The following is a 24,553-nucleotide window of genomic DNA, read 5'->3' on the forward strand; positions in this document are numbered from 1 at the left end:
GGAGCGTGGTGACGCGGCCTTATAACGACGACGCGGCTTACTCGCGCCGCTCCGCCAGCCACTCCAGCGCCGCGTCCAGGTCGGTCTCCGGAGGCGAGCACGTCCGCCCCTCGCAGACGTAGGCGGTCGGCTCGCCGTCGACCGCGTCGCGAGCGGCCCAGATCGGCGGGGCGTCGTCCATGCCGAGCCGGTCGAGCCACGCCGCGAGACCGTCTTCGGTCGGCGGTCGGGGGGCGACGAGGGCGCCCGGCAGGTAGCGCTCCCCCAGCGCCTCGCGCCACGCGTCCGGCACCGCGTCGGCGGCGACCGTCACCTCGACGCCGCCGGACGCGACGCGGTCGGCCGCGCGCACCAGCGAGACGTGCTCCAGCGGGCTCGCGCGGATCCGGTCCGCGTGGGTCGTCACGACCCGTTCCGCGACGTCGGCGAACTCGCGGTCGGTCCGGAAGCCGTCGAGCGCCGCGAGCGTCTCCGCCGCCACGCCGAGGCTCGACGGGGTCGATCGGTCGGTGAACTCCTGCGGCCGGGCGAAGAGCGTGTCGTCGTCATCTGCGGCGACGTCCGGGTCCCGCGTGAAGTAGATCGTCCCGTCGTCGGCGTCGTAGAAGTCGTCGACGACCGTCGCCGCCAGATCGAGCGCGAACCCGAGCGCCTCGGGGTCGCCGGTGGCCGAGTAGGTATCGAGAGCACCGCGCGCGAGGAACGCGTGGTCGTCGAGGTAGCCCGGCCCCCGCACGTCGCCGTCGAGCCAGCGCCGGGCGAGGTCGCCGGTCTCCTCGTCGTACAGGCGCTCCCGGCAGAACGCGAGCGCCTCGGTCGCGATCTCGGCGTACGGCCCGCCGAGGACCCGCCCGGCCGCGGCGAACGCGGAGATCGCCCGCCCGTTCCACGCCGCCAGGACCTTCTCGTCGCGGGCGGGGCGAGGCCGCGAGTCGCGCGCCTCGAAGAGCGCGACGCGGGCCGCAGTGAGGGCCTCTCGGACCCCCTCCGGCGACAGGTCGTGTTCGTCGGCGAGCGCAGAGACCGACATCGCGAGCGTCGGGACGGTCGTGCCGCGCTCGAAGTTCCCGCCGGATTCGATTCCGTACCGGTCTTTCGCGAGGGCGGCCGCCGGCTCGTCGAGGACCGCGTCGACCTCGCCGGGCGTCCAGACGTAGAAGGCGCCCTCCACGTCGTCGTGATCGCCCCCGTCACCGCCCTCGGAGCCCGCGTCCCCGCGCCGGCTCTCGGGCGGTCGGCTTCGGGCGTCGAGCGTGCTGAAGAAGCCGCCGTCCTCGTGGCGGAGTTCGCGGTCGAGGAATCCGAGGGTCTCGCTCGCGACCCGGGCGTACGAGGCGTCGCCCGTGAGCCGGTAGCCGTCGAGGTACGCGAGCGGGAGCTCCGCGTTGTCGTACAGCATCTTCTCGAAGTGCGGCACCGTCCACTGCCGGTCGACCGCGTACCGGTGGAACCCCCCGCCGATCTGGTCGTACATCCCGCCGCGGGCCATCCCGTCGAGGGTGCCCGTCGCGGCCGTGAGCGCGGCGTCGCGCCCGGTCTGCGCGTACGCCCGCAGGAGCACGTCGATCCGACCGGGCATCGGGAACTTCGCGCCGCCGCTCCCGAACCCGCCGTACTCGTCGTCGTACCCGCGGATCGCGGCGGCCGCGGCCTCGTTGAGGAGGTCGGCGCCCGGGGCGCCCGCGTCGCCGTCGTCTCCGGAGACCGCCGGCTCCGGAACTGACTCCAGCTCGTCGCGGGCGCTCGTGGCCCACTGGTCGGCCCGCCGCTTCATCTCCTCGCGCTGTTCCGGGTCCGCCCACGAGTCCGCGATGCGCTCGCAGAGGTCGCGGAACCCCGGCTGGTTCCGGCGCGGCTCGGGCGGGAAGTAAGTCCCCACGTAGAACGGCTCTCCATCCGGTGTACACCACGCGGAGAGCGGCCATCCGCCCCCGCCGGTGACGAGCTGCGAGACGGTCATGAACGTGCTGTCCACGTCGGGGCGCTCCTCGCGGTCGACCTTCACGGGGACGAACTCCTCGTTGAGCACCGCGGCGACCGACTCGTCCTCGAAGCTCTCCTCGGCCATCACGTGACACCAGTGACACGAGGAGTAGCCGATCGAGACGAACACGGGAACGTCGTGCTCGCGGGCGCGCTCGAACGCCTCCTCGCCCCACGGCTGCCAGTTAACGGGGTTGTCGGCGTGCTGCTGGAGGTACGGGCTCGCCTCCCCGTCGAGGCGGTTCCGTTCGGTCGGCTGTGACATACGTCCGATTCGGCCCGGCGCGGCAAAAACCCGTCACAAGCGCCTCGTCGGACAGAGATACGCACGAATATGCACATTAGCGTGTGGATAGAGGGTAAAGTTTACACTACCGTGCAGTCATCGGTCGCACATGACGGAGACCGTACTCTTGGTGGGGGGCGGCGGGCGAGAACACGCGATCGCCCGCGCCGTCGCCGACGACTGCGCGCTGTACGCCTGCGCGAGCAACCGAAATCCGGGGATCCGCCGGCTCGCCGACGGGTTCGAGATGATCGACGAGACCGACGCCGAGGCGGTCGCCGACTACGCCACCGCGGTCAGCGCGGATCTGGCGGTGATCGGACCGGAGTCCGCCCTCGCCGCGGGCGTCGCCGACGCGCTCGACGAGGCGGGCGTGTACGCGTTCGGCCCGCGGGCCGAGGAAGCGCGGCTGGAGACGGACAAGGCGTACCAGCGGGAGTTCATGGACGAGGCCGACATCCCCGGCTGTCCGGACTACGCGGTGTTCGACGACATCGAGGCCGCCTGCGAGTACGTCGACGCCTACGACGGCGACCTCGCGGTGAAGCCGGTCGGGCTCACCGGCGGCAAGGGCGTGAAGGTGATCGGCGATCAGGTGACCGCCGAGGAGGCCAAGACGTACCTTCGCGACTCCGACTACGACCGGGTCGTGTTGGAGGAGCGGCTCGTCGGCGAGGAGTTCACCGTGCAGGCGTTCGTCGCCAACGGCGAGCTCCGCACGACCCCCGCGGTGCAGGACCACAAGCGCGCCTACGAGGGCGACGAGGGGCCGAACACCGGCGGAATGGGGTCGTACACCGACACCGATCTCTCGCTGCCGTTCATGGGCGGGGGCGACTACGACGCCGCCGTCGACGTGCTGGAGGCGGTCGTCGACGCGCTCCCCGACTACAAGGGCGTCCTCTACGGCCAGTTCATGCTCACGGAGGCGGGTCCGAAGGTCGTCGAGTTCAACGCGCGCTTCGGCGACCCGGAGGCGATGAACACGCTCCCGGTGTTGGAGACGCCCTTCCTCGACGTGCTCACGGCCGCGCGCGACGGCGAGGCCCTCCCCGACCTCGCCTTCTCCGGCGAGGCGACGGTCTGTAAGTACGCCGTGCCCGACGGCTACCCGACCGACCCCGACGCGGGCGCGAAGATCGCCGTCGACGAGGAGAGCGCGGGCGACGCGCTCCTCTACTACGCCAGCGTCGACGAGCGCGACGACGGGCTGTACACCACCACCTCCCGGTCGTTCGCGGTCGTCGGTCGCGGCGACTCCATCGCGGCCGCGGAGGCGGAGGCCGAGGACGCGCTCGCCGCGGCGGGCGACCGGGTCCGCATCCGCCACGACATCGGGACGGCCGACCTCGTCGAGCGTCGGATCGAGCACATGGCCGCTCTCCGCGAGTAGCGCCGCCCCGTCAGCGAGCCTTTTACCGGAGCCGCGCGAACACACTCCCGTGACTCACGAGGACGACCGTCTCGGCGCCGCGGAGACCGGCATCGCGGACACCGACACCGCGGGCACCGTGGACGCAGACACCGCCCGCACCGACCGACTGGAGCGCCACGCGACCGGCGGCGCGCGGAACTCCCTGTGGTCGTGGCCCGACGCGAAGTCGCCGCTCGCGGTCGTCCGCAACTACGTCGTGATCGTGCTCGCCCGGATCTGCCCGAGCCTCCGGCTGAAGAACTGGCTGTTGCGCCGGATCGGCGTCACCGTCGGCGCCGGCGTCTCGTGGGGGTTGGAGTCGACGCCCGACGTGTTCTGGCCCGAGCGGATCGCGGTCGGGGACGACGCCATCATCGGGTACGACGCCACGCTGCTCTGCCACGAGTTCCTCCAGGACGAGTATCGCCTCGGCGACGTTGCCGTCGAAGAGGGCGCGATGATCGGCGCGGGCGCGGTCGTCCTCCCGGGCGTCACGATCGGCGAGGGCGCCCGCGTCGCCGCCAACTCGCTCGTCGCCGACGACGTGCCGCCGAGGACGACGGTCGCCGGCGTGCCGGCCGAGGTCGTTTCGCGGGCGAACGAGGGGAGCGGAGCGGGCGGCGAGTAACCCGGCCGTCTCGGAGTTACGCCCCGGCGTCGTCCGCCGACTCGTCGGCGTCCGGAGCGTCCTCGGCGTCCGGAGCGTCCTCGGCGTCGCCGCCGTTCGCCGCGGCGATCGCTTCGGCGTCGGTGATGTGAGCCTCGGTGCTCACGCTCTCCAGGTCGACGCCGACCTCGCGCGCGACCGCGTCGAGGACGGCCCGCTGTTCGGCCATCTCGTTTTCGAGCTGCTGGACCCGTTCTGAGGTGTCGATCACCGTCGTCTGCGTCTCCTCGACCTCGTTGCGGAGCTCGTTGATCTTCTGGTACGTGCGCTCCGCCTTGTCGGCGAGCGTCTGGATCTTCTTCGCCGTGTCCCCGAATCCCATACCGGTCGATCGGCGCCGAGATACGTGGGCCTTTCCGTTCGGCGCCGGCTCGCGGTCGCCGTGTCCGCCAGCCCCGGACCGCGACGGTGGACTTTTGGCCGAACCGCCCCGAGGTACCGGTATGAGCGTCGAACGCGTCCTCTTAACGAACGACGACGGGATCGACGCCGTCGGGCTCAGAGCGCTCTACGACGCGCTCGCGGCCGACTACGACGTGGTCGCGGTCGCGCCGACCGGCGACCGGTCGTCAGCCGGTCGCGCCCTCTCGGACGGCGTCGACATCGCGGACCACGAGCTCGGCTACGCGGTCGACGGCACCCCGGTCGACTGCGTCGTCGCGGGGCTCGACACGCTGGTCCCGGACGCCGACGTCGTGGTCGCGGGCTGTAACGAAGGGGCGAACCTCGGCGCGTACACCCTCGGTCGGTCCGGAACCGTCTCCGCCGCGGTCGAGGCCGCCTTCTTCGACGTGCCCGCGGTGGCGACCTCCATGTACGTCCCGGGCGGTGACGACTGGTGGAAGCGGGACCTGGAGCCGGCGGAGTTCTCGCACGCGACCCGCGCGACGCGGTACCTCGTCGCGGAGGCGACCGCGACGGGGGCGTTCGACCGCGCCGACTACCTCAACGTCAACGCCCCGATCGCGGACGGGGGAGGAGAGACGCCGGCGCCGATGCGCGTCACCGCCCCCTCACCGTGGTACGGGATGGAGGCGGCGCACGACGGAAACGGTCGCGTCACCTTCTCGGACCCGATCTGGGGGCGGATGAACGAGGGCGATGTCCCGGACTCGGTCGGCACCGACCGCCGGGCGGTCGTCGACGGCGAGGTCTCCGTCTCGCCGCTGTCGGTCCCCCACGCGGCCGAGCCGGACGCGGGGCTCGACGAACTCGTGGCGGCCTACGGCCAGACGACCGAGAACGCTCGGTGACCCGATCGCCTCGGTCGAGTCTACTCCTCGTCGGCGCTGACGGTGACCTTCGCCTCGCTGACCACGCGGTCGCCCATCTCGTAGCCGGGCTCGTACACCTCGTGGACGGTCCCCTCCGGCTGGTCGCTCTCGACCCGCAACATCACCTGATGGCGAGCGGGGTCGACGGCTTCGCCGGGGTCGGGATCGATGGGGTCGACGCCCTCGTCGGCGAGCACCTCGTCGAACTTCTCCAGCGTCGATTCGACGCCCGGTCGGAGGTCGCTCCCCTCCTCCTGATCGAGCGCGCGCAGGAGGTCGTTGCGGACGGGCGTGATGCGCTCGACGAGGGCCTCCGAGGCGCGCTCGCGGATCTCGTCCTGCTTGCGCTTGGCGCGCTGCTTGTAGTTGCTGAAGTCGGCCTTCACGCGAGCGAGCTTGCTCGTCAGCTCCTCCACTTCCTCCTCGGCTTCGAGGAGGTCGGCGCGCGTCTCGTCGAGATCCGCTTCCAGCGCCGCGACCTCGCGCGCGAGCGCCTCGTCGTGCTCGGCGACGGCGGCGGCCAGCGCCTCGTCACGGGCGCCGCCGTTCGCGTCGGCCGACTCGCCGCTCGTTCCCTCGGCGGTCGCGTCCGCGGTGCCGTTCGTCCGCGCGGCGTCGTCGGGGGACTCGACCTCGACGTCGACGGCGTCGTCGTCGCTCATACCCGATCGAAGTCGGTCGGCGTGCATAAGCGTTGCAGAACGGAGCGACCGTGGCGGCGGCGCGGAGTCCGTCGGAGGGACACGGAAGCCGGCTTCCGACCGAGTTTATGATGCTCCCGGTCGATCGCACGACCCGCATGCCCGCCCGCCCCTCGACCTTCTCGATCGTCGCGCGAGACCCGGAGACCGACGCCGTCGGCGTCGCGGTCCAGTCGAAGTTCATCGGCGTCGGCGCCGTCGTCCCGTTCGCGAGCGCGGACGCCGGCAACGAGGCCGGCGGCGACAAGCGCGGCGAGCAGTCGGCGGCGCTGTACGTCGCCAAGCCGGAGGGCGGGTACGACAGGCGCAACGACCGATGGGTCGACGTGCGCGTCGACGACCACGACGCGCCGATCGACGAGCTGGAGCGGGTGTTCAAGCTGTACGACGTGACCCTGCTGGAGCGCGAGGCGCCCGCGGACACCCGAGAGCTGACCGGCGAGGCCGCCGCGGCGGTGTCGGCCGCGCTCGCGGACCTCGGGTTCCTCGACGAGGGCGAGGCCGCCGCCGACGATTCCGAGGCGTTCGGCGATGCCGAGCGCGAGGCCCTCGAAACGTTCCGCGGGATGAACAACTTCGAGAACCACCCCGTCCCCGTGCTGGAGGACGCGCTCGCTCGCGGGTGGGCCGACGCCGCGGGCGAGGGGGAAGAGCGCCTCGTCGACGCGGTGTGGCACGGGCTCTCGCGACTCGACCGGGAGTAGGCGAACCCGACCGCGCCCGACCCGCGGGAGTATTTAAATCGGGACACCTAAGCGGTCGTCATGACTGCGCCGAACCGGAACACGCTGTGGGCGCGCGCCCTCGTCGACGAGCTCGTCGCCGCCGGCGTCGACGCCGTCGTTGCCTCGCCCGGAAGTCGCTCGACGCCGCTGACGATGGCCGCCGTGCGCAACGACGACCTGCGCGTCTTCTCCCAGTTGGACGAGCGCTCGGCCGCCTACTTCGCGCTGGGACGCGCGCGTCGGACCGGGGCGGTGACGCCGCTGATCTGCACCTCCGGCACCGCCGCCGCCAACTACCACCCCGCCGTGATGGAGGCGAGCGAGGCCCGCGTCCCCCTGCTCGCGCTCACGGCCGACCGCCCGCCGGAGCTCCGCGACTCGGGCGCGAACCAGACCGCCGATCAGGAGAAGCTGTACGGCGACGCCGTCCGGTTCTACAAGGACCTGCCAGAGCCCGCGCCGAACGATCGGGCGCTCCGGTCGCTCCGGACCACCGTCGCCCGCGCGGTCGGGACCGCCGAGGGCGCCGACCCCGGGCCGGTCCACCTCAACGTCCCCTTCAAGAAGCCGCTGGAGCCGACTCCCGTCTCCGACGACGTGCCCGCCGACCTCGATCCGACCGCGGAGCGCGGGCGCGACGGCCCCTACGTCGACGTGACCCCCGGATCGCCCGAGCCGGGCGACGAGGAGCTCCAGCGGCTCGCCAACGAGCTGTCGACGACCGACCGCGGGCTGATCGTCGCCGGCCCCGCGGACCCGCCGGGGCTCGACGCCGAGGCCGTCACCGCGCTGTCGCACGCGACGGGGTTCCCGGTTCTCGCCGACCCCCTCTCCGGCGTCCGGTTCGGCGGGCACACGCGCGTCGCGCCGGTCATCGGCGCCTACGACGCGTACCTCTCGGCGGAGGTCGCCGGCGCGTCCGGGACCGGGGCCGACTGGACCGACCCCGAACTCGTCCTCCGGCTCGGCGCGTCGCCGACCGCCAAGCGCCTCCGCAAGTACCTGGCCGAGACGGGCGCCGACCAGTATCAGGTCGACCCCGCCGGACGCTGGCGCGAGGCGGAGTTCGCGGCGACCGACCTCGTCGTCACCGAACCGAGCCGCCTCTGCGCCCGCCTCTCCCGGCTCGTCGTCGGGGGGAACGGCGACGCCGACTGGCGCGCGCAGTGGGAGGACGCCGACCGGACCGCCGGCGCGATTCACGGCCGGGCGGAGGACGGCGACGACCCCGCGACCGACGACACCCCCTTCCACGAGGGCGACGCGCTCCGCGTCGTCGCCGACGCGCTCCCCGACCCCGCGACGCTGTTCGTCTCCAACTCGATGCCCGTCCGCGACCTGGACCGCTTCGTCGGGCCGACGACGACGAGCGTCACCGCCCTCGGCAACCGCGGCGTCTCCGGCATCGACGGCATCGTCTCCAGCGCCCTGGGCGCCGGGTCGGCGACGACCGACGACCTCACGCTCGTCGTCGGCGATCTGGCGCTGTACCACGACGGCAACGGGCTGCTCGCGCTCGACCGCTGCGACGTGGACGCAACGATCGTGCTGATCAACAACGACGGCGGCGGGATCTTCCACGCGCTCCCGATCGAGTCGTTCGAGCCGGAGTTCACGGAGGCGTTCAAAACGCCGCACGGCATCGAGTTCGAGCCGCTGGCCGACCTCCACGGGCTGGCGTACGCGCGGATCGACGCGCGGCCCGAGGAGCGACCGGAAGCGGCCGAATCCGCCGCGGCCGTCGCCGACGACCTCGCGGACGCGTACCGGCGGGCCCGCGACGCCGACGGCTCGCACCTGATCGAGGTGCGGACCGACGCCGAGACGAGCCACCGCACCCGCGAGCGCCTCGAAGCGGCGGTCGAGCGCGCGGTGCACGGTGACGAACGAGCGTAACCCGGCCCGCTCACTCGACCGCGGCCGTCGCGGTCGCGCTCAGGTCGCGCTCCTCGGCGGTCACCTCGCCGACGATGCGGTACTCGCCCGACGGCGGGTCTTCCCACGTTCCCTCGTACGCGGTCGCCTCGCCCGGTTCGAGCGTCTCGCTCCCGAGCACCTGCGTGAACAGTCGCCCGGTGCCGTACCGCCAGACTGGGTCGCCGGCTGTACCGCCACCTCCGCCCTCTTCGTCACTCCCGTAGGCGGCGAAGTCGGCGCGCTGGCCGGTCCGGAACCGCAGCGTCTCCGGCGCGTCTCCGACGTTGCGCACCGTTAGGGCGAGGACGATCCCGTCGCCGTCGTCGGTGGCGTCGACGGCGAGCGCGGCGTCGAGCATGGACGGGCATCGCGCGGGAACCGGGTTAAAAGCACGTGGCGGCCGGCTCGTCGCGCGGCGGGACCGTCACGGGAGGCCACACCTGACCGGTCCGGCGACGACGCGCCTAAGTCGCGGCTCCCCGTACGAGAGCGCGTGCAGGTCGTCGGCTACGAGTCGGGCGAGGGGTTCACCGTCGCCAGCGGCGGCGCGGTCGAGTTCGTCGAGGCGACCCCCGGGACGGAGCTCGCCTTCGGGCTCGGCGAGCGCCGCTGTGCGGGAACGGTTCACGACGGCGAGCACGTCGCCTGCGACGCCGACGACGCCCCGTACTGCGACGCCCACCGACACGTCTGGGTCTGCGCTCGCTGCACGGGGTCGTGTCTGAAAGACGAGATGGACTGCCACGAGGCGCACGCGGTGTACCTCGCGGCGTTCGCGCCCGACGTGCTGAAGGTGGGCGTCACGCGCCTGTGGCGGCTGGAGACCCGTCTCCGCGAGCAGGGGGCCGACCGCGCGGCCCACGTCCGAACGTACCCGGACGGGCGGGTCGCGCGCGAGGTTGAGGCCGAACTGGCGACGCGCGACGGCCTCGTCGACCGGGTGCGCGTTCCGACCAAGCTCTCGGAATTCGGGCGCGGCGTGGACGCGGCGGCGTGGGAGGCGCTGCTGGACGGGTTCGATCCGATCGAGCGGTTCGCGTTCGACTACGGCCTCGACCTCGACGACCGTCCCGTCGCCGAGACGATGGCAGCGGGGACGGTGCGCGGCTGGAAGGGGCGCGTGCTCGTGCTCGACCGCGGCGGGTCGACGTACGCGGTCGACGCCAGGGAGCTGGTGGGGTACGAGCTGACCGAGGAAGTTCCGAACCGCGAACTGCAGTCGAGTCTGGGCGCGTTCGGCGAGTGAACCCCCGAGGAACCGACGCGCTGGCCGCCGCTCACTCGGCGCGCTCGAACCGGTGTCGCACCACGTCGGCGTCGTCGTCCCAGTCGAAGTTACCGCCGTGCGCGCGCACCATTCGCTCCTTGTACGCCTCCAGCGACGGCGACCCCTCCCGTTTCGCGTCCTCGTCGGTCATGTCGCCGAGGGTGCGCTCGGTCACCGCGGTGAGTTCGAAGGTCACGCCGTCGATCTCGAACGTGTCGCCTTCCTCGCCGTACCGGTTCCCGCGGTGAAGCTGGGTCACGTCGCCGTCGAGCGCGCTCTGTTTCACGCGGTCGTTCGGCAGCAGGTCGGCCGGGTCGTTGGCGGCGTCGTCCGCCGCGTCGTTCTCGGACATACCCGTCCGTTGGGCGCGGATCGGTTTATACGCGTGGCCGGGGGCGCCGCCGGAGCGATCCGTGCTGACGCGCCGCGCGTTCTGCGAATCTCGAAGCCGTCGACGGCGACCGTATCCACGGACGTGAACACCCGCGTCGGCGGCCGAGCCGAGGGATTCAAGATACTGCCGGTCCCCTTCTCGGACGATGCGTCAGGACCACCTCATCACCGCGACGCAGCTCTCGCGGGATGACATCGAGGCGGTGCTCGACCGGGCCCGGGCGGTCGCCGACGACCCCGCCGCCTACGCGGACCGGCACGCCGGGCGCGTGCTCGCGCTCTGTTTCTTCGAGCCGAGCACGCGCACCCGGATGAGCTTCGACAGCGCGGCCAAACGCCTCGGCATCGACACCATCGACATGGGCGACGTGGACTCCTCGTCGGTGTCGAAGGGGGAGTCGCTCACGGACACCGTGCGCGTCATCGAGGGGTACGCGGACGCCCTCGTCCTCCGCCACCCGAGCGAGGGCGCCGCGACGCTGGCCGCGGAGCACGTCTCCGTCCCGGTCGTCAACGCCGGCGACGGCGCCGGCCAACACCCCTCTCAGACCCTCCTCGATCTCCACACGATCCGCGAGAACCACGGGCTCGACGACCTCACGGTCGGCATCATGGGCGACCTGAAGTACGGTCGCACGGTGCACTCGCTCGCGGCGGCGCTCACGGAATTCGACGCCAACCAGCACTTCATCAGCCCGGAGTCGCTGCGGCTCCCGCGCTCCGTGCGCTTCGACCTCCACGAGACCGGCGCGCAGATCCGCGAACACGAGGAGCTGGAACCGGTGCTCGAGGAGCTCGACGTGCTGTACGTCACCCGGATCCAGAAGGAGCGGTTCCCGGACGAGAACGAGTATCACCGCGTCGCCGGCGAGTACCAGATCGACGCCGAGACGCTCGAAGACGCGTCCGACGACCTCACCGTGATGCACCCGCTCCCGCGCGTCGACGAGATCGCGCCCGACGTGGACGAGACCGACCACGCGACCTACTTCGAGCAGGCGCACAACGGGATCCCGGTGCGGATGGCGCTGCTCGACACCCTCCTCGAAAACGCCGAGGCCACCGAGGGGATGGAGGTGGACCGATGAGCGACCACGAGCTGCGGGTCTCGAAGATCCGCGACGGCACCGTCATCGACCACGTCGAGGGCGGGCAGGCGCTCAACGTGCTCGCCATCTTGGGCATCGACGGCTCCGAGGGGTACGGGGTCTCGGTGGGGATGAACGTCCCCTCGGACCGGCTCGGCCGCAAGGACATCGTGAAGGTGGAGGAGCGAGAGCTCTCGCAGTCCGAGGTCGACGTGCTCTCGCTCATCGCGCCCGAGGCGACGATCAACATCGTCCGCGACTTCGAAGTGGTCGAGAAGAACCGCGTCACGCGCCCCGACAGCGTGACGGGCGTGCTCTCGTGTCCGAACCGGAACTGCATCACGAACGCCGACGAGCCGGTCGACACCCGGTTCGACGTGGTCGCCGACGGCGTTCGCTGCGACTACTGCTCGACGATCCTCCGCGCCGACATCGCCAACCACATCGACGTGTGACGGCCGGCGGCTCCCGGCCGCGATCGGCGAGGCTCCGGTAGATTTTAGCGGCCGCCGCCCGACGCGTCAGGTATGAGCAAGAAACTGAAGCTCGTCCTGGTCCTGTCGTTGGTCGCCCTCGCGTACTTCCTGTTCGCCGGCGACAAGGAGCCGGTCGAAGTCGAGTAATCGGACCGCCGCGCGACCCGCCGCCGAAGCGTTCGCCGACCACTCCTCGCGGGCGGATGCCCGCCGTTTTTACCCGTCAGTCACGTAGCGGCGCACATGTACGGGGTCGTCACGCGAAACGCCGACGAGGTCGAGATGGAGCCGTTCGACCTCGGCTTCTACGAGGTGAAAGACGTCACGGGGCGGGCGGCCGCGCCCCTGCCGAACGCCGTGAACATGGTGTCGTGTTTCGGCGACAACGCCGCGGCGAGCGAGAACCCCGAGCTCGTCCCGGTCGACGAGCGCGGCGAGCCGGCGACCCGCGACCGCGACTACTTCGACTGGGCGTACATCTGCCCCACCCACCCGGAGTACCGCGAGGGACTGCTGGAGATCATCGAGGACTGCGCCGCCGAAAACGAGGACGTGCGCCTCGACGACGTGGGGTTCCCGCGGGAGGGGTTCTGTCACTGCGATCGCTGCGAGCGGCGCTTCGCCGAGAGCGACCGCGACGACTGGACCGACTGGCGCGCCGACGTGATCACCGAGTTCGTCGCCGACGCCGCCGAGCGCGTGCCCGGTCGCGTGCTGCTCACGCTGTACCCGGACCCCTACCCCGACCACCTGCGAGCGCGGGCCGGCCTCGACTTCGATCGGCTCGCCGAGCACGTCGACGAGTTTGTGGTCCCGCTGTACGACACCGAATACGCCACGACCTACTGGCTGGAGACCATCGCCCGCGGGTTCCGCTCGCGGCTCGGCGGCGACTACGACGTGCACGGCGCGCCGCCCGAGACGCCGTTCTCGCTGGAGCTGTACGCGGTGGAAGTCGACGTCGACGACCTGATCCACGCCACGGAGGTCGCGGAGCGCTACGCGAAGGACGTGTTCTTCGGCTACGACGCCAACAACGCCGCCGCCGCGCTCCGCCGGAAGGACGCCGACGAGCGCGAGGGCGAAGTCCACCGACCCGACTGATCAGGTCGTCGGAGCAACACCGTCTCCGGTGACCGCCTCCGGCAACCCACTCACCTGTCCGACCGCCTCCGCCGGCGCACTCACCCGGACCCACTGTCTCTGTCGCTCACCCGGCCCGACCGGCGCCGCACGAACGAGGGTTTAAGTATCGGAGCGGCTGACCATTACTCGACCGGCCGCCGGTGTGCGACACCACTGGTCGTCTCGCGTTCGCGTGAGGCGGCCACCTTTCAACGTCCGCACCGTAGCGGCGGTCGTCCTACACGCTGAGCCGACGGCTCGTCGGTCGAGTCGCCGAACGCGAACGGCGCATTACCTGCCGCAGAGACGTGGATACGCGCTGACGACGACAGTTACGCCAGCTCCGCGACCGCGTCGCCGATCCGATCGATCGCGGCGTCGACGTCGTCCCCGTCGACGTCGAGGTGCGTGGTGAACCGCGTCGTGTGCTCGGCGAACTCCACGCCGCCGACGCCGGCCTCCTCGCAGGCCGCCACGAGGTCCGCGGCCGCGATTCCGCTGTCGTCGGTGTGGGCGACGACGATGTTGGTGTCGGGCTCGGGCGCCCGGACCCCGTCGAGCGCGTCGAGGCCGGTCGCCAGCCGCTCCGCGTTGGCGTGGTCGTCGGCGAGCCGGTCGACGTTCTCCAGCGCGAGCAGGCCCGGCGCGGCGATCATCCCCGCCTGCCGCATCCCGCCGCCGAACAGCTTGCGGACGCGCCGAGCCTCCTCGACGAACGCCTCGTCGCCGGCGACGATCGAGCCGACCGGCGCGCCGAGCCCCTTGGAGAGGCAGAACGTGACGGTGTCGACGGGATCGACGATCTCGCTCGCGTCGACGCCGAGCGCGACCGCGGCGTTGAACACGCGCGCCCCGTCGAGGTGGACCGGTACGTCGGCGTCGCGGGCGACCTCGGCGGCCGCCGCGATCTGCTCGACCGGGACCGCCGTGCCGCCGCGGTAGTTGTGGGTGTTCTCCAGCGAGAGGAGCCCGGTCCCGGGGCGGTGGAGGTCCTCCTCGACGAGCCCCTCTCGGACGGCCTCCGGCGTCGGGACGCATCGGTCGCCCGCGTCGATCGTCCGGGTCTGGGCGCCAGAGAGCTTCGCCGCGCCCGCCAGCTCCCATCGGTAGATGTGGGACTCGCGTTCCAGGAGGAGCTCCTGACCGGGCTCGGTGTGGACGTGGACGGCGATCTGGTTGGCCATCGTCCCGGAGGGGACGTACAGCGCGGCCTCCGTCCCGACCGCGTCGGCGGCGCGGCGCTCCAGCTCGTTGACGGTGGGGTCGTCGCGGTACACGTCGTCGCCGACCTCGGCGTCGCGGGCGGCCTCGCGCATCGCCGCTGAGGGCGCGGTGACGGTGTCGGATCGCAGGTCGATGAACGCGGCGGCTTCGGACATTCGTTGGTATCGGTTCGACGGCCGGTGGGAAATAGGTCGCGCTCCGGACGGGGTCGACCGTCATCACGCGGCGGGTGAGGATCGCGTCCGGTCCCTTCTTAACCGACGCGGCCGTTCTCCGGCGCATGGCAACGGAAGTCGCCGACGACGCAGCCGACGCCCCCGACGCGTACGACGCCCTCCTCGACCGCGTTCGACGCTGGAACACGGTCGGGAGCGCCGCCGGCGTGCTCGGGTGGGACCAGCAGGTGATGATGCCCGAGGGCGGCACTCCCGCCCGGTCGAAGCAGCTCTCGACGCTCTCGTCGCTCCGTCACGACCTCCTCACCGACGAGGAGACGGGTGACCTGCTCGACGAGCTCGCCGACGCCGAGCTCACCGACGAACAGGCGGCGGTCGTCCGCGAGGTCCGTCGCGAGTACGAGCGCGCCGACGCCGTCCCCGTCGAGCTCGTCGAGGAAATCTCCGAGGCGAGCACGGAGGCGCTGCAGGCGTGGGAAGCGGCGAAAGCCGAGGACGACTTCGACGCGTTCGCGCCGCACCTGGAGAAACACGTCGAGCTGAAGCGCGAGTACGCCGAGCACATCGACCCCGACCGCGACCCCTACGAGGTGTTGTTCGAGGAGTTCGAACCGTGCCTCTCGATGGAGCGCGCGGAGTCGATCCTGACCGAGCTCCGCGAGACGCTCGTCCCCATGATCGACGCGATCCGCGAGTCCGACGCCGACCTCGCCGTCGACACCTTCGAGGGGACGTTCCCCGAAGACGAACAGGAGGCGCTCGCGCGCGAGACCCTCGAACTGGTCGGCTACGACTTCGACCGCGGCCGGCTCGACGTCTCCTCGCACCCGTTCACCGCCGGGAACCAGTTCGACTGCCGCGTGACCACCCGATTCGACGAGTCCGACCCGCTCGGCGCCGTCAGCTCCACGATCCACGAGTTCGGCCACGCGCAGTACAACCTCGGGCTCCCGCAGGAGCAGTTCGGGACGCCGCTCGGCGAGTCCCGAGACCTGTCGGTTCACGAGTCGCAGTCGCGGCTCTGGGAGAACCACGTCGGCCGCAGCCGAGCGTTCTGGGAGCTGTTCCTCCCGACGTTCAAAGAGCACTTCCCGGAGACCGACGACGCGACCGTCGAGGACGCCTATCAGGCGGTCAACCAGGTCCACGAGGACAACCTCATCCGCGTCGAGGCCGACGAGCTCACCTACCACCTCCACATCGTCGTCCGGTTCGAGATCGAGCGCGACCTGGTTCGCGGCGATCTCGCGGTCGAGGACGTGCCCGAGGTCTGGAACGACAAGTACGAGGAGTACCTCGGGATCCGGCCCGACAACGACGCCGAGGGCTGTCTCCAGGACATCCACTGGAGCCACGGCAACTTCGGCTACTTCCCCACCTACTCGCTCGGCTCCGTCATGGCCGCCCAGCTGTTCGAGGCCGCCGAGAGCGAGATCGACGACCTCGACGCGAAGATCGCCGACGGCGACTTCGACGACCTCCGCGAGTGGCTCTCGGAGAACGTTCACCGGCACGGCTCCCGCTACGAGACGAACGAGCTGGTCAAACGGGCGACCGGCGACGAATTCGACGCGGACGCCTTCACCGACTACGTCGAGCAGAAGTACGGCGAGCTGTACGGGATCTAGCTCGCGTACGCGGCGGTCGGGGTTTTTAGCGATACGCCGCCACTCGTAGCGCATGCTCGGTCAGGTGTCTCCGCCGGAGTGGGCGACAGACGTCTTCTCGGCGTACGATCAGGTGTTTCCGGAGCTGTTCTGGTTTCTCGTGGGGTTCGGGGTCGTCTACCTCGTCGGTCAGGCGTTTCTCGTTCCCCTCCTGACCCGCGTCGTGAGAGCGCGCAACCTGAACAACCCGACGATCGAGACCGCCGCGAAGACGTACCTACGGGTGCTCTTCATCGGCTTTGCGACCCTCTCGGGCATCATCACCGCCGGCTACGGACGGGTGCTCTCCGACTCGGCGGTCATTATCGCGGCGCTCACGTTCGCGCTCGGGATCGCCGGACAGCAGGTGTTCGGGTCGCTTATCAGCGGGATGTTCCTCGTCGCCGACCCGGATTTCAACGTCGGCGACTGGATCGAGTGGCCGGGCGGGAGCGGCACCGTCGAAGAGGTCGACTTCCGCGTCACTCGGATCCGGACGCCGAACAACGAGACCGTCTCGGTCCCCAACACCGAACTCACGACCAACGCCATCACCCGACCCTACGGTCGGAACACGTACCGAATCACGGAACAGGCGTCCGTCGCCTATTACGAGGACGCCGAGCGGGCCCTGCTGGAGTTGCGACAGATCGCCGCGACGCTCGATCCGATCCTCGGTGATCCGGCGCCGAACGCCCGCCTCGTCGAACTCGGCGACAACGCGATCACGATACAGGCGGAGTTCTGGGTCGACGACCCGAGAGACAAGGACCTGATGACGATTCGCTCCGACTTCCGCCGGGCGGTGAAACGGCGCTTCGACGAGGAGGGGATCACGCTCGCCCCCCCGTCTGCCCAGTTGCTCTCGGGGGAAGTGACCGTGACGGAGCGCCCGCCCGACTCGTCCGCTTCGAGCGGCGAGTGAACGCGAACTCGGCGGCCTCGGGTACCCCGACTTCGACAGAGCCGTTATGCGCCCAGTCGGAGCCCGGTCATCAGGACGATGATCCCGAGCATCGCTGCGGCCTCGAACAGGCCGACGACGAGGTTCTTCTTCTCGATCGCTTCGAGCCGCGACGGGTCGGGGTCCGCCGATCGGCTTTCGTAGTACGCGCTGAGGTGGATCCGGTTCGGCACGAGGAGCCCGAAGACGAACAGGCCCCAGCCCAGGCCCAGAGACAGCGTCGGCCACCGTCCGCCGAAGCCGTAGCCGAGTCCGAATTCAGATCCGAGCAAGAGCGTCCCCGAGATGGCGGTCGTCAGCGAGAAGCCGACCAGGAAAAACACCACCTTGGGGGTGAGCGCCGTCGTCACCGCCGTCGCGGTGTCGCGGTCCAACCCGCCGAGGGCCGGCCCGATCACCGCCGGGAAGATCAGCGCGAACCCGAACCACACCGCGCCGGCGGCGACGTGGGTATAAAAAAGGAGCGTGGTGCTCGACAACAGCACGCTCGCGACCACGAACGACAGCGGCACCGCGATGCTCCCCACCGCGAACGCCGGGTTCGCGGCCGATGCCAGATGCTGAACGCGATCCACTACGCTTCCATCTGTCACGCGACCCTGCTCGTGACTCACAGCCATGGGTCGAGGAAGGGTAACATGTTTGGTAATAGTAACGGTCGGGGCAGTCCTTTGACAGGAATGCGACGCCGACTCCGATCCGGTCGGACGTGTCGTTCTTCGGGAAGGTCACGTCACTCGCCGGCTCGTGAGTGATTGCCCCCGCCGGTCGGCCGCTCGTTTATCATGGCCTCCCCCCGGTCGGCCGCTCGTTTATCATGGCCTCCCCCTGGTCGGCCACTCTGCTCGCGGCTGCGCCGCTCGCAACGGGGCCTCGCATCGCTCGGCCCCGCTACTTCTCGATGATACTTTCCTCAACCGCCTCGCCGAAGTGGCGCGCCACGTCCTCGTAGTAGACGAGCGCCTCGTCGCCCTCCTCGAGGTCGGTGACCGCCTTCTTGCCCTCCGCGGTCGCGACCTTCACCGTCTCGGCGTTCTGGATCAGCGTCTCGACGCGGTCGGTCCCCTCCTCCGTCTCGACCTCCGCCTGTAGCCGGAACATCGGCCGCTTCTCGATCTTCACGCGCCCGACGATCGCCTCGCGGGTGTGCCCGGCGGTGTCGACGATCTGCACCTCGTCGCCGCTCGTCAGCTCCGCGAGGTAGTTGGTGCCGCCCTCGGCGTTGCGGACGTACGCGTGGACCGCGCCGGCGTTCACGCGGAACGGGCGCGACTCGACGTACGGCGACTCCGCGGTCTCGGCGTGGACGAAGAACAGCCCGCGCGACATCGACCCCACGAGCATCCCCTCGTCGTCGTCCATCAGCGAGCCGGTGTCGATACAGACGCGGTCGGCCATCCCGGTGCGCTCGACCGCGGTGACCTCGGCGTGCCGGAGGTCGAGCGTCTCGCGGTCGGCGGCGTCGCGGGCGTCGACCGCCCCGCGGATCTCGTCGGGGGAGTCCGCGTCGAGGAGGACGCCGTCGGCGCCGATCTCCAGCGTCTCGAAGGCGGTCCGGGCCTCGGCGGCGGTCGTCGCGCCCGCGACGAGGTGCGTCTCCTCGCCGACCCGCGCGATCAGGTTCTCAAGCGGGATGATCGACCAGTCCTCGCCGACGATGACCGTGAAGTCGGCGTCGGTCGCGGCCTCCTCGGCGAAGCGCTCGTACTCGGTGCCGAGCACCCGGACGTAGACGCCCTGCGCGCGGTCGTCGCGCCGGCGGACCGTCGTGAGGTCCGCGGAGCCCGACAGGTCCTCGGGCATGTCGATCGTGCCGTCGCCCTCGCCGCCCTTCCCGACGAAGTAGGCGTCGGCCTCGGGGGCGTCCTCGGCGTCGTCGATCACGTCCGCCTCCGAGCGGAACGCGGCGACCGAGATGTCGCCGAGGTCGCGGACGCGCCCCACGTCGGTCTCGTCGACGAGTACCCAGTCCGCGCCGGCCTCGATGGCCGCCGTGATCCGTCGCTTGCGCGCCTCCCAGTCGCCGACGTCGCCGTCGGCCTTCACCCAGACCGTGCGTGTCATTGTCGGAACCTCACGGCGGGCGGGCTTGAAAACTGCGGAAGGGTCGGGCGTTGCGCGTGGCGACGGGGCGCGAAGACGACAACGCACTCATCGCTGATGCCGTGTCGTCCGGTGTACGCTTTCGAGGAGACACGCCGCCTGCTGACGCGCCTGTCGGAGCGGCCGGCTTACGCCTCGACGAACCCGCCCGCGGCGAGCGCCTCATCGACCGACGCGTCGTCGTGGATGACCGCCGACACCGCGCGAGCGATCCCTTCCGGATCCTCGTGTTGGAAGATCGACCGTCCCATCGACACGCCGGCCGCGTCGCCGTCCATCGCGCCGCGCACCATCTCCACCGTTTCGCGGTCCGTCCCCTTCGCGCCGCCCGCGATGACGACCGGGAGGCGGGTCGACTCCGTCACGCGAGCGAAGGAGTCGCCGTCGCCGGAGTAGCCCGTCTTCACCACGTCGGCGCCGAGCTCCTCGGCGAGCCGGACGGCGTGCCCGAGCGACTCCGCGTCCGTGCTGTCGACGCCGGGTCCGCGCGCGTACGCCATCGCGAGCACGGGGAGGCCGAGCCGGTCGGCGTCCGCGGTCAGCTCCGCGAGCTCCTCGATCTGGTCCGGCTCGTGGTCCGACCCGACGTTGATGTGGAACGAGACGGCGTCGGCGCCCGCGCGTACCGCGTCCTCGGCGGTGGCGGTGACGCGCTTGTCGCTCTCGTCGGGGCCGATCGTGGTCGACCCGTTCACATGGACGATGTAGCCCGCGTCGTTCTTGTTCTCGTGGACGCGCGGCGCGATCCCCTTCTGGGTGAGCACCGCGTCCGCGCCGCCGCTCGTGACGCCGTCGATCGTCGACTCGATGTCGACGAGCCCCTCGACGGCGCCCATCGTGAGCCCGTGGTCCATCGGGACGATGAGGTATCGGTCGTTTGTGGAGATGCGGTCGAGTCGTGCTGAGAGTCCTGCTGTCATGATGGTGTCGGTCGTTGTGTGAGTGTGTGGCAATCGTAGGTAAGTGGGTTTCGTTCGGGGTCGTATTGGCTCGAAATCGGAGTCACCGCGACTCCGGCGCCTCGACGCGGGCGGCGTAGCCCCGCTCGGCGCCCCCCTTCAGCTCCCGCGAGAGCGCCTCCAGCCGGTCGGCGACCTCGGCGGTCGACAGATCCTCCTCGACGCCCTCGGCGACGATGTCGACGAGCGCCGACCCGACGATGATCCCGTCGGCGCCGCCCGCGACGATGCGCTCGGCGTGCTCGCCGGCCGAGATACCGAACCCGACGGCCTTCGGCACGTCGTACTCGCGGAGCCGGTCGAGGCTCTGCGTGGTCTGGTCGGACACGTCGCTGCGCGCGCCGGTCGTCCCGAGCCGCGCCTGCACGTAGACGTAGCCGGACACCCGGCTCATGATCCGGTCGAGACGGTCGCCGACGGTGGTGGGCGCGACGATGAACACGAGGTCGAGTCCGAACTCGTCGCACGCCTCGCGCAGCGGGTCGGCCTCCTCCGCCGGGAGGTCGGGGACCACGAGCCCCTCGATGCCGGCCGCGGCGGCGCGCTCGACGAACGGCCTGGGACCGGACTCCTGCCCGTACTGGTAGATCAGGTTGTAGTACGTCATACAGACGAGCGGCGCCTCGACCTCCAACTCCTCCGCGAAGCCGAAGAACCGGTCCGGCGTCATGCCGGCGTCGAGCGCGCGGACCAGCGCCCCCTGAATCGTTGACCCCTCCGCGATCGGCTCGGAGAAGGGGAGTCCGAGCTCGATCACGTCCGCGCCGCCGCGGTCGAGCGCCTCGACGTACGCCTTCGACGACTCGTAGTCCGGATCGCCGACGGCGAGGTACGGAATGTAGGCGGGACCGTCGGCGAACGCCTCGGCGATCGCGGCCGAGTTGCCCGTCTCCACCATTCAGATCCCCCCCGTGAACATCGACATGTCGGGCGCCTCGTCGATGTCGCGTTTATCCGTCTCCTCGATGGCGGCGTCGAGGTCCTTGTCGCCGCGCCCGGAGACGTTCACCACGACGCGCTCGCCGAGGTCCTCATGGTGCTCCTCGAGGAACCCGAACGCGTGCGCGGTCTCCAGCGCGGGGATGATCCCCTCGGTCGAGGAGAGGCGGTGGAACCCCTCGAGCGCCGCGTCGTCGTCGACGGCGACCGGGTTCACCCGCCCCTCGTCGACGAGACACGCGAGCTCGGGGCCGACGCCGGCGTAGTCGAGCCCGGAGGAGATCGAGTGGCTCTCCATGATCTGCCCGTCGGAGTCCTGCAGGAGCTTCGTGCGCGCGCCGTGGAGCACGCCCTCCTCGCCCGTGTACAGCGACGCCGAGTTCGGAGCGACGCCCGCCTCCTCGTTGACCTCCAGGGTCGAGCCGCCCGCCTCGACCGCGTGCAGATCGACCGCCTCGTCGTCGACGAAGTCGGCGAACGCGCCCATGGTGTTCGATCCGCCGCCCGCGCAGGCGACCACGTCGGTCGGGAGGCCGCCGGTCTTCTCGATCGACTGCTCGCGCGCCTCCTCGGAGATGACCGCCTGGAAGTCGCGGACCATCACCGGGAACGGGTGCGGGCCGACGATCGAGCCGATGACGTAGTGGGTGTTCTCGACGGTAGTCGCCCAGTCGCGCATCGTCTCGGAGATGGCCTCCTTCAGCGTCCCCCGTCCCGCGGTGACCGGGTTCACCTCGGCGCCGTTGAGCTTCATCCGGAAGACGTTGGGGCGCTGGCGGTTGATGTCGCGCTCGCCCATGTAGATCTCGCAGGGCATGTCGAGGTGGGCGGCCGCCATCGCGGTCGCGGTGCCGTGCTGGCCGGCGCCCGTCTCGGCGATGATGCGCTCTTTGCCCATGTACTTCGCCAGCAGGGCCTGCCCGAGCGCGTTGTTCAACTTGTGCGCGCCGCCGTGAAGCAGGTCCTCGCGCTTGAGGAACACCTCGCGGTCGTAGCGCTCGGAGAGCCGGTCGGCGCGCTGGAGCGGCGTCGGTCGGCCGCCGAACTCCGCGAGCCGCTCGCGGAACTCGTCCATGAACCCGTCCTCGTTGTTGAGGACGTAGCGCTCGTAGGCGTCCGTGAGCTCCCCGATCGCGGGCATCAGCGCCTCCGGCACGTACTGGCCGCCGTAGCGCCCGAACTTCCCGTCGTCGCGGCCCCGCTCGCGGCCGGGCCGTCGCGTGCTCTCCGTCTCGTCCGTCGTCCGTGTGTCGGTCTCGCTCATGTCGTGTGCTCCGTAGTCACGTCTGGTGTTCCGTCGCGCGCTCCGCCCGCACCAACTCCCGCGTGTTCGCCGTCACGTCGCCGTCCATGATCGCGCTCCCGACGAGGAGCGCGTCGGCGCCCGCCGCGCGCATCCGTCGAACGTCGTCGGGCGAGCCGATCCCGCTCTCGGCGATCAGGGTCACCTCGTCCGGGACGTGGGGCGCCACCGACTCGAAGGTTCCGAGGTCGACGACCAGCTCGGCGAGGTCGCGGTTGTTCACGCCGACGATCGTCGCGCCCGCGTCCACCGCGCGCTCCAGCTCGTCGCGGTCGTGGACCTCGACGAGGACCTGGAAGCCGCGGTCGCGCGCGGCGGCGAGCAGGTCGGGGAGGTCATCGCCGACGAACCGGGCGATAAGCAGGACCACGTCGCTCTCGACGGCGTCGAGCTGCGACTCCGCGACGACGAAGTCCTTGCGGAGGACGGGGACGTCGACCGCCTCGCGCACGCGTTCGAGCACCTCGACGCTCCCGCCGAAGTGCGCCGGCTCGGTGAGCACGCTCAGCGCGGCCGCGCCCCCGGCCACCATGCCCTCCGCGAGCGCGACCGGATCGTCCTCGCGAGTGCCCTCGGTGGTCGGGCTCGTGGGCTTCACCTCTGCGATCACGGGGACGCGCCCGTCGTCCTCGGCCCGGTCGAACGCCGCGCGCAGACCGCGCGGCTCGACGGCGACCTCGCCGGATCGGCCCTCGGCCGCCCGGTCGCGGGCCGCCGACAGGATCGATCTGACCGCCGGGGCCAGCTCGGTTTGATCCTCCATTAGTGTACACTAATGCACGCATCTGTTCATAAGACTTGCGGGCGCGGTCGTCTCCGTGCGGCGAGTCGCCCCCTGGTCGGCCGGTGAGCGACGCTCGCGATCGCGGCACCGGGCGGGCGCTTCCCGGCGATTTAACCGTCGCAACCACGGAGCACGGGTATGAACACGACGGGGACATCGGGCGTCTTCGCCCGCGAGTTCGACGAGATCGAGCGAGCGGTCGAGGTCGGCTTCGCCGGCGGCCGCGTCATCTCGGTGTCGTTCCCGGCGACGGCGCCGGCGGACGCGACCGCGGACCACGAGCTGCTCGATCGGATCGCGGCGTACCTCGGGGGCGAGCGCGAGACGTTCGACGACGTCGCGACCGGGCTCACGGTGCCGACCGACCGCAGGGCGGTCCTCGAAGCGCTCGACACGATCCCGTACGGCGAGGAGGTCTCGGTCAGCCGGCTGACGCGGCTGGCCGCGCTCGACGCCGACGACCCCGACGATCTCGAACTGGTGACCGGCGCGCTCCGCGACAATCCGATTCCGATTCTCTTCCCCGACCACCGCGTGCGGGGCGGGCCGTACGCCACGCCGGGCGACGTGCGCGAGACACTGCGGCGCGTCGAAGGGGTGTAGAGCTGCCGCGCTGTGTCGGCGTGGGTCGCGCCCTACCGCCCGTGCTCTTCGATGTTCTCCCAGACGACGGTCATCAGCTCGCCCGTCTTCTCGACGAGGTCGTCGACGGCGTCGCCGCAGTCGCCCGGCGCGCAGCCGAGGTCCCGGATCGCCTTCGTCGCCGACACGTGATGGACGTGGACCAGATCGTCGCCCTCGCGTTCGTACACGAGCGTGGTGCACGGTAACATTCCCGCGAGCGTCGGATCGATCGAGAGCGCGTCGTGTGCGATCTCCGGGTGACAGACGACGATCAGCGCGGTCCGCTCCACGTCGTCGTGGCCGAGCATCCCCTCGATCATCTCGTCGAGGCGGGTGACGCGGACCGTCTCGAAGTCGGCGAGCTCGTGTTCGATCTGCACGAACGGCACCGCGTCGTCGAACGGCATCTCGAGGGTCGTGTGGAGCGCCTCGTCCGCGGTCGGCGCGGGCGATTCGGCCGCAGTGTCGCTCATGGCGGCGTTTCCGGAGGCGGCAGTAAAAACCCACCGCGCCGG

Annotated in this window: 25 protein-coding genes; 12 read left to right on the forward strand and 13 right to left on the reverse strand. The window is 70.9% G+C overall.

The window, feature by feature from the left end; translation table 11 throughout:
• Nucleotides 1–37 precede the first annotated feature (37 nt).
• The gene (locus ACT4MF_RS09695) at nucleotides 38–2,248 is read right to left on the reverse strand and encodes a thioredoxin domain-containing protein (protein WP_444682409.1); all 2,211 of its coding nucleotides are present in this window, start codon (nucleotides 2,246–2,248) and stop codon (nucleotides 38–40) included.
• A gap of 130 nt (nucleotides 2,249–2,378) precedes the next feature.
• Here ACT4MF_RS09695 and purD point away from each other — a divergent pair, with 130 nt between their 5' ends.
• Nucleotides 2,379–3,662: a phosphoribosylamine--glycine ligase gene (gene purD, locus ACT4MF_RS09700; protein ID WP_444682408.1), complete on the forward strand. Its 1,284-nt coding sequence runs from the start codon at nucleotides 2,379–2,381 to the stop codon at nucleotides 3,660–3,662.
• A gap of 91 nt (nucleotides 3,663–3,753) precedes the next feature.
• Nucleotides 3,754–4,311, forward strand: coding sequence for an acyltransferase (locus ACT4MF_RS09705; protein ID WP_444682522.1), 558 nt, complete (start codon nucleotides 3,754–3,756; stop codon nucleotides 4,309–4,311).
• A 16-nt stretch (nucleotides 4,312–4,327) separates the two neighbouring features.
• Here ACT4MF_RS09705 and ACT4MF_RS09710 read toward each other — a convergent pair whose 3' ends face one another.
• The gene (locus tag ACT4MF_RS09710; protein ID WP_099254653.1) at nucleotides 4,328–4,672 is read right to left on the reverse strand and encodes a DUF5798 family protein; all 345 of its coding nucleotides are present in this window, start codon (nucleotides 4,670–4,672) and stop codon (nucleotides 4,328–4,330) included.
• A 121-nt stretch (nucleotides 4,673–4,793) separates the two neighbouring features.
• Here ACT4MF_RS09710 and surE point away from each other — a divergent pair, with 121 nt between their 5' ends.
• A complete protein-coding gene (gene surE / locus ACT4MF_RS09715) occupies nucleotides 4,794–5,603 on the forward strand; it encodes a 5'/3'-nucleotidase SurE (RefSeq protein WP_099254654.1) in 810 nt (269 codons plus the stop codon).
• A gap of 20 nt (nucleotides 5,604–5,623) precedes the next feature.
• On the opposite strand, the gene ACT4MF_RS09720 is transcribed toward surE, so the two are convergent.
• Nucleotides 5,624–6,286, reverse strand: coding sequence for a nucleotide exchange factor GrpE (locus ACT4MF_RS09720; RefSeq protein ID WP_444682407.1), 663 nt, complete (start codon nucleotides 6,284–6,286; stop codon nucleotides 5,624–5,626).
• A gap of 137 nt (nucleotides 6,287–6,423) precedes the next feature.
• Between ACT4MF_RS09720 and ACT4MF_RS09725 the strand changes: the two genes are divergently transcribed.
• Together ACT4MF_RS09725 and menD are read left to right on the forward strand one after the other, a co-directional pair.
• Nucleotides 6,424–7,029 carry a DUF1028 domain-containing protein gene (locus tag ACT4MF_RS09725; RefSeq protein WP_444682406.1) on the forward strand — a complete coding sequence of 202 codons (606 nt, stop codon included), beginning with the start codon at nucleotides 6,424–6,426 and terminating at the stop codon, nucleotides 7,027–7,029.
• 60 nt (nucleotides 7,030–7,089) lie between these two features.
• Entirely contained in the window at nucleotides 7,090–8,946 is a 1,857-nt protein-coding gene (gene menD, locus ACT4MF_RS09730; RefSeq protein ID WP_444682405.1) for a 2-succinyl-5-enolpyruvyl-6-hydroxy-3-cyclohexene-1-carboxylic-acid synthase, read from the forward strand.
• A gap of 10 nt (nucleotides 8,947–8,956) precedes the next feature.
• Here the strand turns inward: menD and ACT4MF_RS09735 are convergent, their stop codons facing one another.
• The gene (locus ACT4MF_RS09735) at nucleotides 8,957–9,325 is read right to left on the reverse strand and encodes a BsuPI-related putative proteinase inhibitor (RefSeq protein WP_444682404.1); all 369 of its coding nucleotides are present in this window, start codon (nucleotides 9,323–9,325) and stop codon (nucleotides 8,957–8,959) included.
• A gap of 135 nt (nucleotides 9,326–9,460) precedes the next feature.
• Between ACT4MF_RS09735 and ACT4MF_RS09740 the strand changes: the two genes are divergently transcribed.
• On the forward strand, nucleotides 9,461–10,213 hold the full coding sequence (locus ACT4MF_RS09740; protein ID WP_444682403.1) for a DUF2797 domain-containing protein: 753 nt from the start codon (nucleotides 9,461–9,463) through the stop codon (nucleotides 10,211–10,213).
• 31 nt (nucleotides 10,214–10,244) lie between these two features.
• Here ACT4MF_RS09740 and ACT4MF_RS09745 read toward each other — a convergent pair whose 3' ends face one another.
• Nucleotides 10,245–10,586, reverse strand: coding sequence for an ASCH domain-containing protein (locus ACT4MF_RS09745; protein ID WP_444682402.1), 342 nt, complete (start codon nucleotides 10,584–10,586; stop codon nucleotides 10,245–10,247).
• Between the two features lie 187 nt (nucleotides 10,587–10,773).
• Here ACT4MF_RS09745 and pyrB point away from each other — a divergent pair, with 187 nt between their 5' ends.
• The 3 genes from pyrB to ACT4MF_RS09760 all read left to right on the forward strand — a co-directional run bounded on the left by pyrB (nucleotide 10,774) and on the right by ACT4MF_RS09760 (nucleotide 13,295).
• Nucleotides 10,774–11,715, forward strand: coding sequence for an aspartate carbamoyltransferase (pyrB, locus tag ACT4MF_RS09750; RefSeq protein WP_444682401.1), 942 nt, complete (start codon nucleotides 10,774–10,776; stop codon nucleotides 11,713–11,715).
• Complete coding sequence (gene pyrI / locus ACT4MF_RS09755) at nucleotides 11,712–12,170, forward strand: aspartate carbamoyltransferase regulatory subunit (protein WP_444682400.1); 459 nt, start codon at nucleotides 11,712–11,714, stop codon at nucleotides 12,168–12,170. Before pyrB ends, pyrI begins: the two co-directional genes overlap by 4 nt.
• A gap of 264 nt (nucleotides 12,171–12,434) precedes the next feature.
• Entirely contained in the window at nucleotides 12,435–13,295 is an 861-nt protein-coding gene (locus tag ACT4MF_RS09760) for a glycoside hydrolase family protein (protein WP_444682399.1), read from the forward strand.
• 353 nt (nucleotides 13,296–13,648) lie between these two features.
• Here the strand turns inward: ACT4MF_RS09760 and ACT4MF_RS09765 are convergent, their stop codons facing one another.
• Nucleotides 13,649–14,695, reverse strand: coding sequence for a threonine aldolase family protein (locus tag ACT4MF_RS09765; RefSeq protein ID WP_444682398.1), 1,047 nt, complete (start codon nucleotides 14,693–14,695; stop codon nucleotides 13,649–13,651).
• 125 nt (nucleotides 14,696–14,820) lie between these two features.
• On the opposite strand from ACT4MF_RS09765, the gene ACT4MF_RS09770 reads away from it, so the two are divergent.
• Together ACT4MF_RS09770 and ACT4MF_RS09775 are read left to right on the forward strand one after the other, a co-directional pair.
• Nucleotides 14,821–16,344 carry a carboxypeptidase M32 gene (locus ACT4MF_RS09770; RefSeq protein ID WP_444682397.1) on the forward strand — a complete coding sequence of 508 codons (1,524 nt, stop codon included), beginning with the start codon at nucleotides 14,821–14,823 and terminating at the stop codon, nucleotides 16,342–16,344.
• Nucleotides 16,345–16,396: 52 nt separating this feature from the next.
• The gene (locus ACT4MF_RS09775; RefSeq protein WP_444682396.1) at nucleotides 16,397–17,287 is read left to right on the forward strand and encodes a mechanosensitive ion channel family protein; all 891 of its coding nucleotides are present in this window, start codon (nucleotides 16,397–16,399) and stop codon (nucleotides 17,285–17,287) included.
• Between the two features lie 44 nt (nucleotides 17,288–17,331).
• On the opposite strand, the gene ACT4MF_RS09780 is transcribed toward ACT4MF_RS09775, so the two are convergent.
• The 6 genes from ACT4MF_RS09780 to trpC form a co-directional block, all read right to left on the reverse strand.
• On the reverse strand, nucleotides 17,332–17,946 hold the full coding sequence (locus tag ACT4MF_RS09780) for a hypothetical protein (RefSeq protein WP_444682395.1): 615 nt from the start codon (nucleotides 17,944–17,946) through the stop codon (nucleotides 17,332–17,334).
• Between the two features lie 271 nt (nucleotides 17,947–18,217).
• The gene (locus tag ACT4MF_RS09785) at nucleotides 18,218–19,390 is read right to left on the reverse strand and encodes a 3-dehydroquinate synthase II (protein WP_444682394.1); all 1,173 of its coding nucleotides are present in this window, start codon (nucleotides 19,388–19,390) and stop codon (nucleotides 18,218–18,220) included.
• Nucleotides 19,391–19,557: 167 nt separating this feature from the next.
• Nucleotides 19,558–20,349 carry a 2-amino-3,7-dideoxy-D-threo-hept-6-ulosonate synthase gene (locus ACT4MF_RS09790; RefSeq protein WP_099255716.1) on the reverse strand — a complete coding sequence of 264 codons (792 nt, stop codon included), beginning with the start codon at nucleotides 20,347–20,349 and terminating at the stop codon, nucleotides 19,558–19,560.
• A gap of 82 nt (nucleotides 20,350–20,431) precedes the next feature.
• Entirely contained in the window at nucleotides 20,432–21,286 is an 855-nt protein-coding gene (gene trpA, locus ACT4MF_RS09795) for a tryptophan synthase subunit alpha (protein WP_444682393.1), read from the reverse strand.
• A complete protein-coding gene (gene trpB / locus ACT4MF_RS09800) occupies nucleotides 21,287–22,591 on the reverse strand; it encodes a tryptophan synthase subunit beta (RefSeq protein WP_444682392.1) in 1,305 nt (434 codons plus the stop codon).
• 16 nt (nucleotides 22,592–22,607) lie between these two features.
• A complete protein-coding gene (gene trpC, locus ACT4MF_RS09805; protein WP_444682391.1) occupies nucleotides 22,608–23,393 on the reverse strand; it encodes an indole-3-glycerol phosphate synthase in 786 nt (261 codons plus the stop codon).
• A gap of 159 nt (nucleotides 23,394–23,552) precedes the next feature.
• On the opposite strand from trpC, the gene ACT4MF_RS09810 reads away from it, so the two are divergent.
• The gene (locus ACT4MF_RS09810) at nucleotides 23,553–24,017 is read left to right on the forward strand and encodes an MGMT family protein (RefSeq protein ID WP_099255292.1); all 465 of its coding nucleotides are present in this window, start codon (nucleotides 23,553–23,555) and stop codon (nucleotides 24,015–24,017) included.
• A gap of 32 nt (nucleotides 24,018–24,049) precedes the next feature.
• Here the strand turns inward: ACT4MF_RS09810 and ACT4MF_RS09815 are convergent, their stop codons facing one another.
• Complete coding sequence (locus tag ACT4MF_RS09815) at nucleotides 24,050–24,511, reverse strand: DUF302 domain-containing protein (RefSeq protein WP_099255291.1); 462 nt, start codon at nucleotides 24,509–24,511, stop codon at nucleotides 24,050–24,052.
• Between the last annotated feature and the right edge of the window lie 42 nt (nucleotides 24,512–24,553).

The organism is Halorubrum sp. FL23 (assembly GCF_052439115.2).
In the GTDB taxonomy this organism is placed as follows: Archaea; Halobacteriota; Halobacteria; order Halobacteriales; family Haloferacaceae; genus Halorubrum; species Halorubrum persicum.

Excerpts from the sequence above, each read along its gene's own strand:
- ACT4MF_RS09810 (WP_099255292.1), top strand. The coding sequence starts at position 23,553 with ATGAACACGACGGGGACATCGGGCGTCTTCGCCCGCGAGTTCGACGAG.
- ACT4MF_RS09745 (WP_444682402.1), bottom strand. The coding sequence starts at position 10,586 with ATGTCCGAGAACGACGCGGCGGACGACGCCGCCAACGACCCGGCCGAC.
- ACT4MF_RS09725 (WP_444682406.1), top strand. The coding sequence starts at position 6,424 with ATGCCCGCCCGCCCCTCGACCTTCTCGATCGTCGCGCGAGACCCGGAG.
- ACT4MF_RS09720 (WP_444682407.1), bottom strand. The coding sequence starts at position 6,286 with ATGAGCGACGACGACGCCGTCGACGTCGAGGTCGAGTCCCCCGACGAC.
- pyrB (WP_444682401.1), top strand. The coding sequence starts at position 10,774 with ATGCGTCAGGACCACCTCATCACCGCGACGCAGCTCTCGCGGGATGAC.
- ACT4MF_RS09780 (WP_444682395.1), bottom strand. The coding sequence starts at position 17,946 with ATGGCTGTGAGTCACGAGCAGGGTCGCGTGACAGATGGAAGCGTAGTG.
- trpC (WP_444682391.1), bottom strand. The coding sequence starts at position 23,393 with ATGGAGGATCAAACCGAGCTGGCCCCGGCGGTCAGATCGATCCTGTCG.
- ACT4MF_RS09710 (WP_099254653.1), bottom strand. The coding sequence starts at position 4,672 with ATGGGATTCGGGGACACGGCGAAGAAGATCCAGACGCTCGCCGACAAG.
- trpB (WP_444682392.1), bottom strand. The coding sequence starts at position 22,591 with ATGAGCGAGACCGACACACGGACGACGGACGAGACGGAGAGCACGCGA.
- ACT4MF_RS09770 (WP_444682397.1), top strand. The coding sequence starts at position 14,821 with ATGGCAACGGAAGTCGCCGACGACGCAGCCGACGCCCCCGACGCGTAC.
- ACT4MF_RS09785 (WP_444682394.1), bottom strand. The coding sequence starts at position 19,390 with ATGACACGCACGGTCTGGGTGAAGGCCGACGGCGACGTCGGCGACTGG.
- ACT4MF_RS09815 (WP_099255291.1), bottom strand. The coding sequence starts at position 24,511 with ATGAGCGACACTGCGGCCGAATCGCCCGCGCCGACCGCGGACGAGGCG.
- ACT4MF_RS09765 (WP_444682398.1), bottom strand. The coding sequence starts at position 14,695 with ATGTCCGAAGCCGCCGCGTTCATCGACCTGCGATCCGACACCGTCACC.
- ACT4MF_RS09790 (WP_099255716.1), bottom strand. The coding sequence starts at position 20,349 with ATGACAGCAGGACTCTCAGCACGACTCGACCGCATCTCCACAAACGAC.
- ACT4MF_RS09735 (WP_444682404.1), bottom strand. The coding sequence starts at position 9,325 with ATGCTCGACGCCGCGCTCGCCGTCGACGCCACCGACGACGGCGACGGG.
- ACT4MF_RS09775 (WP_444682396.1), top strand. The coding sequence starts at position 16,397 with ATGCTCGGTCAGGTGTCTCCGCCGGAGTGGGCGACAGACGTCTTCTCG.
- pyrI (WP_444682400.1), top strand. The coding sequence starts at position 11,712 with ATGAGCGACCACGAGCTGCGGGTCTCGAAGATCCGCGACGGCACCGTC.
- purD (WP_444682408.1), top strand. The coding sequence starts at position 2,379 with ATGACGGAGACCGTACTCTTGGTGGGGGGCGGCGGGCGAGAACACGCG.
- surE (WP_099254654.1), top strand. The coding sequence starts at position 4,794 with ATGAGCGTCGAACGCGTCCTCTTAACGAACGACGACGGGATCGACGCC.
- ACT4MF_RS09760 (WP_444682399.1), top strand. The coding sequence starts at position 12,435 with ATGTACGGGGTCGTCACGCGAAACGCCGACGAGGTCGAGATGGAGCCG.
- trpA (WP_444682393.1), bottom strand. The coding sequence starts at position 21,286 with ATGGTGGAGACGGGCAACTCGGCCGCGATCGCCGAGGCGTTCGCCGAC.
- menD (WP_444682405.1), top strand. The coding sequence starts at position 7,090 with ATGACTGCGCCGAACCGGAACACGCTGTGGGCGCGCGCCCTCGTCGAC.
- ACT4MF_RS09695 (WP_444682409.1), bottom strand. The coding sequence starts at position 2,248 with ATGTCACAGCCGACCGAACGGAACCGCCTCGACGGGGAGGCGAGCCCG.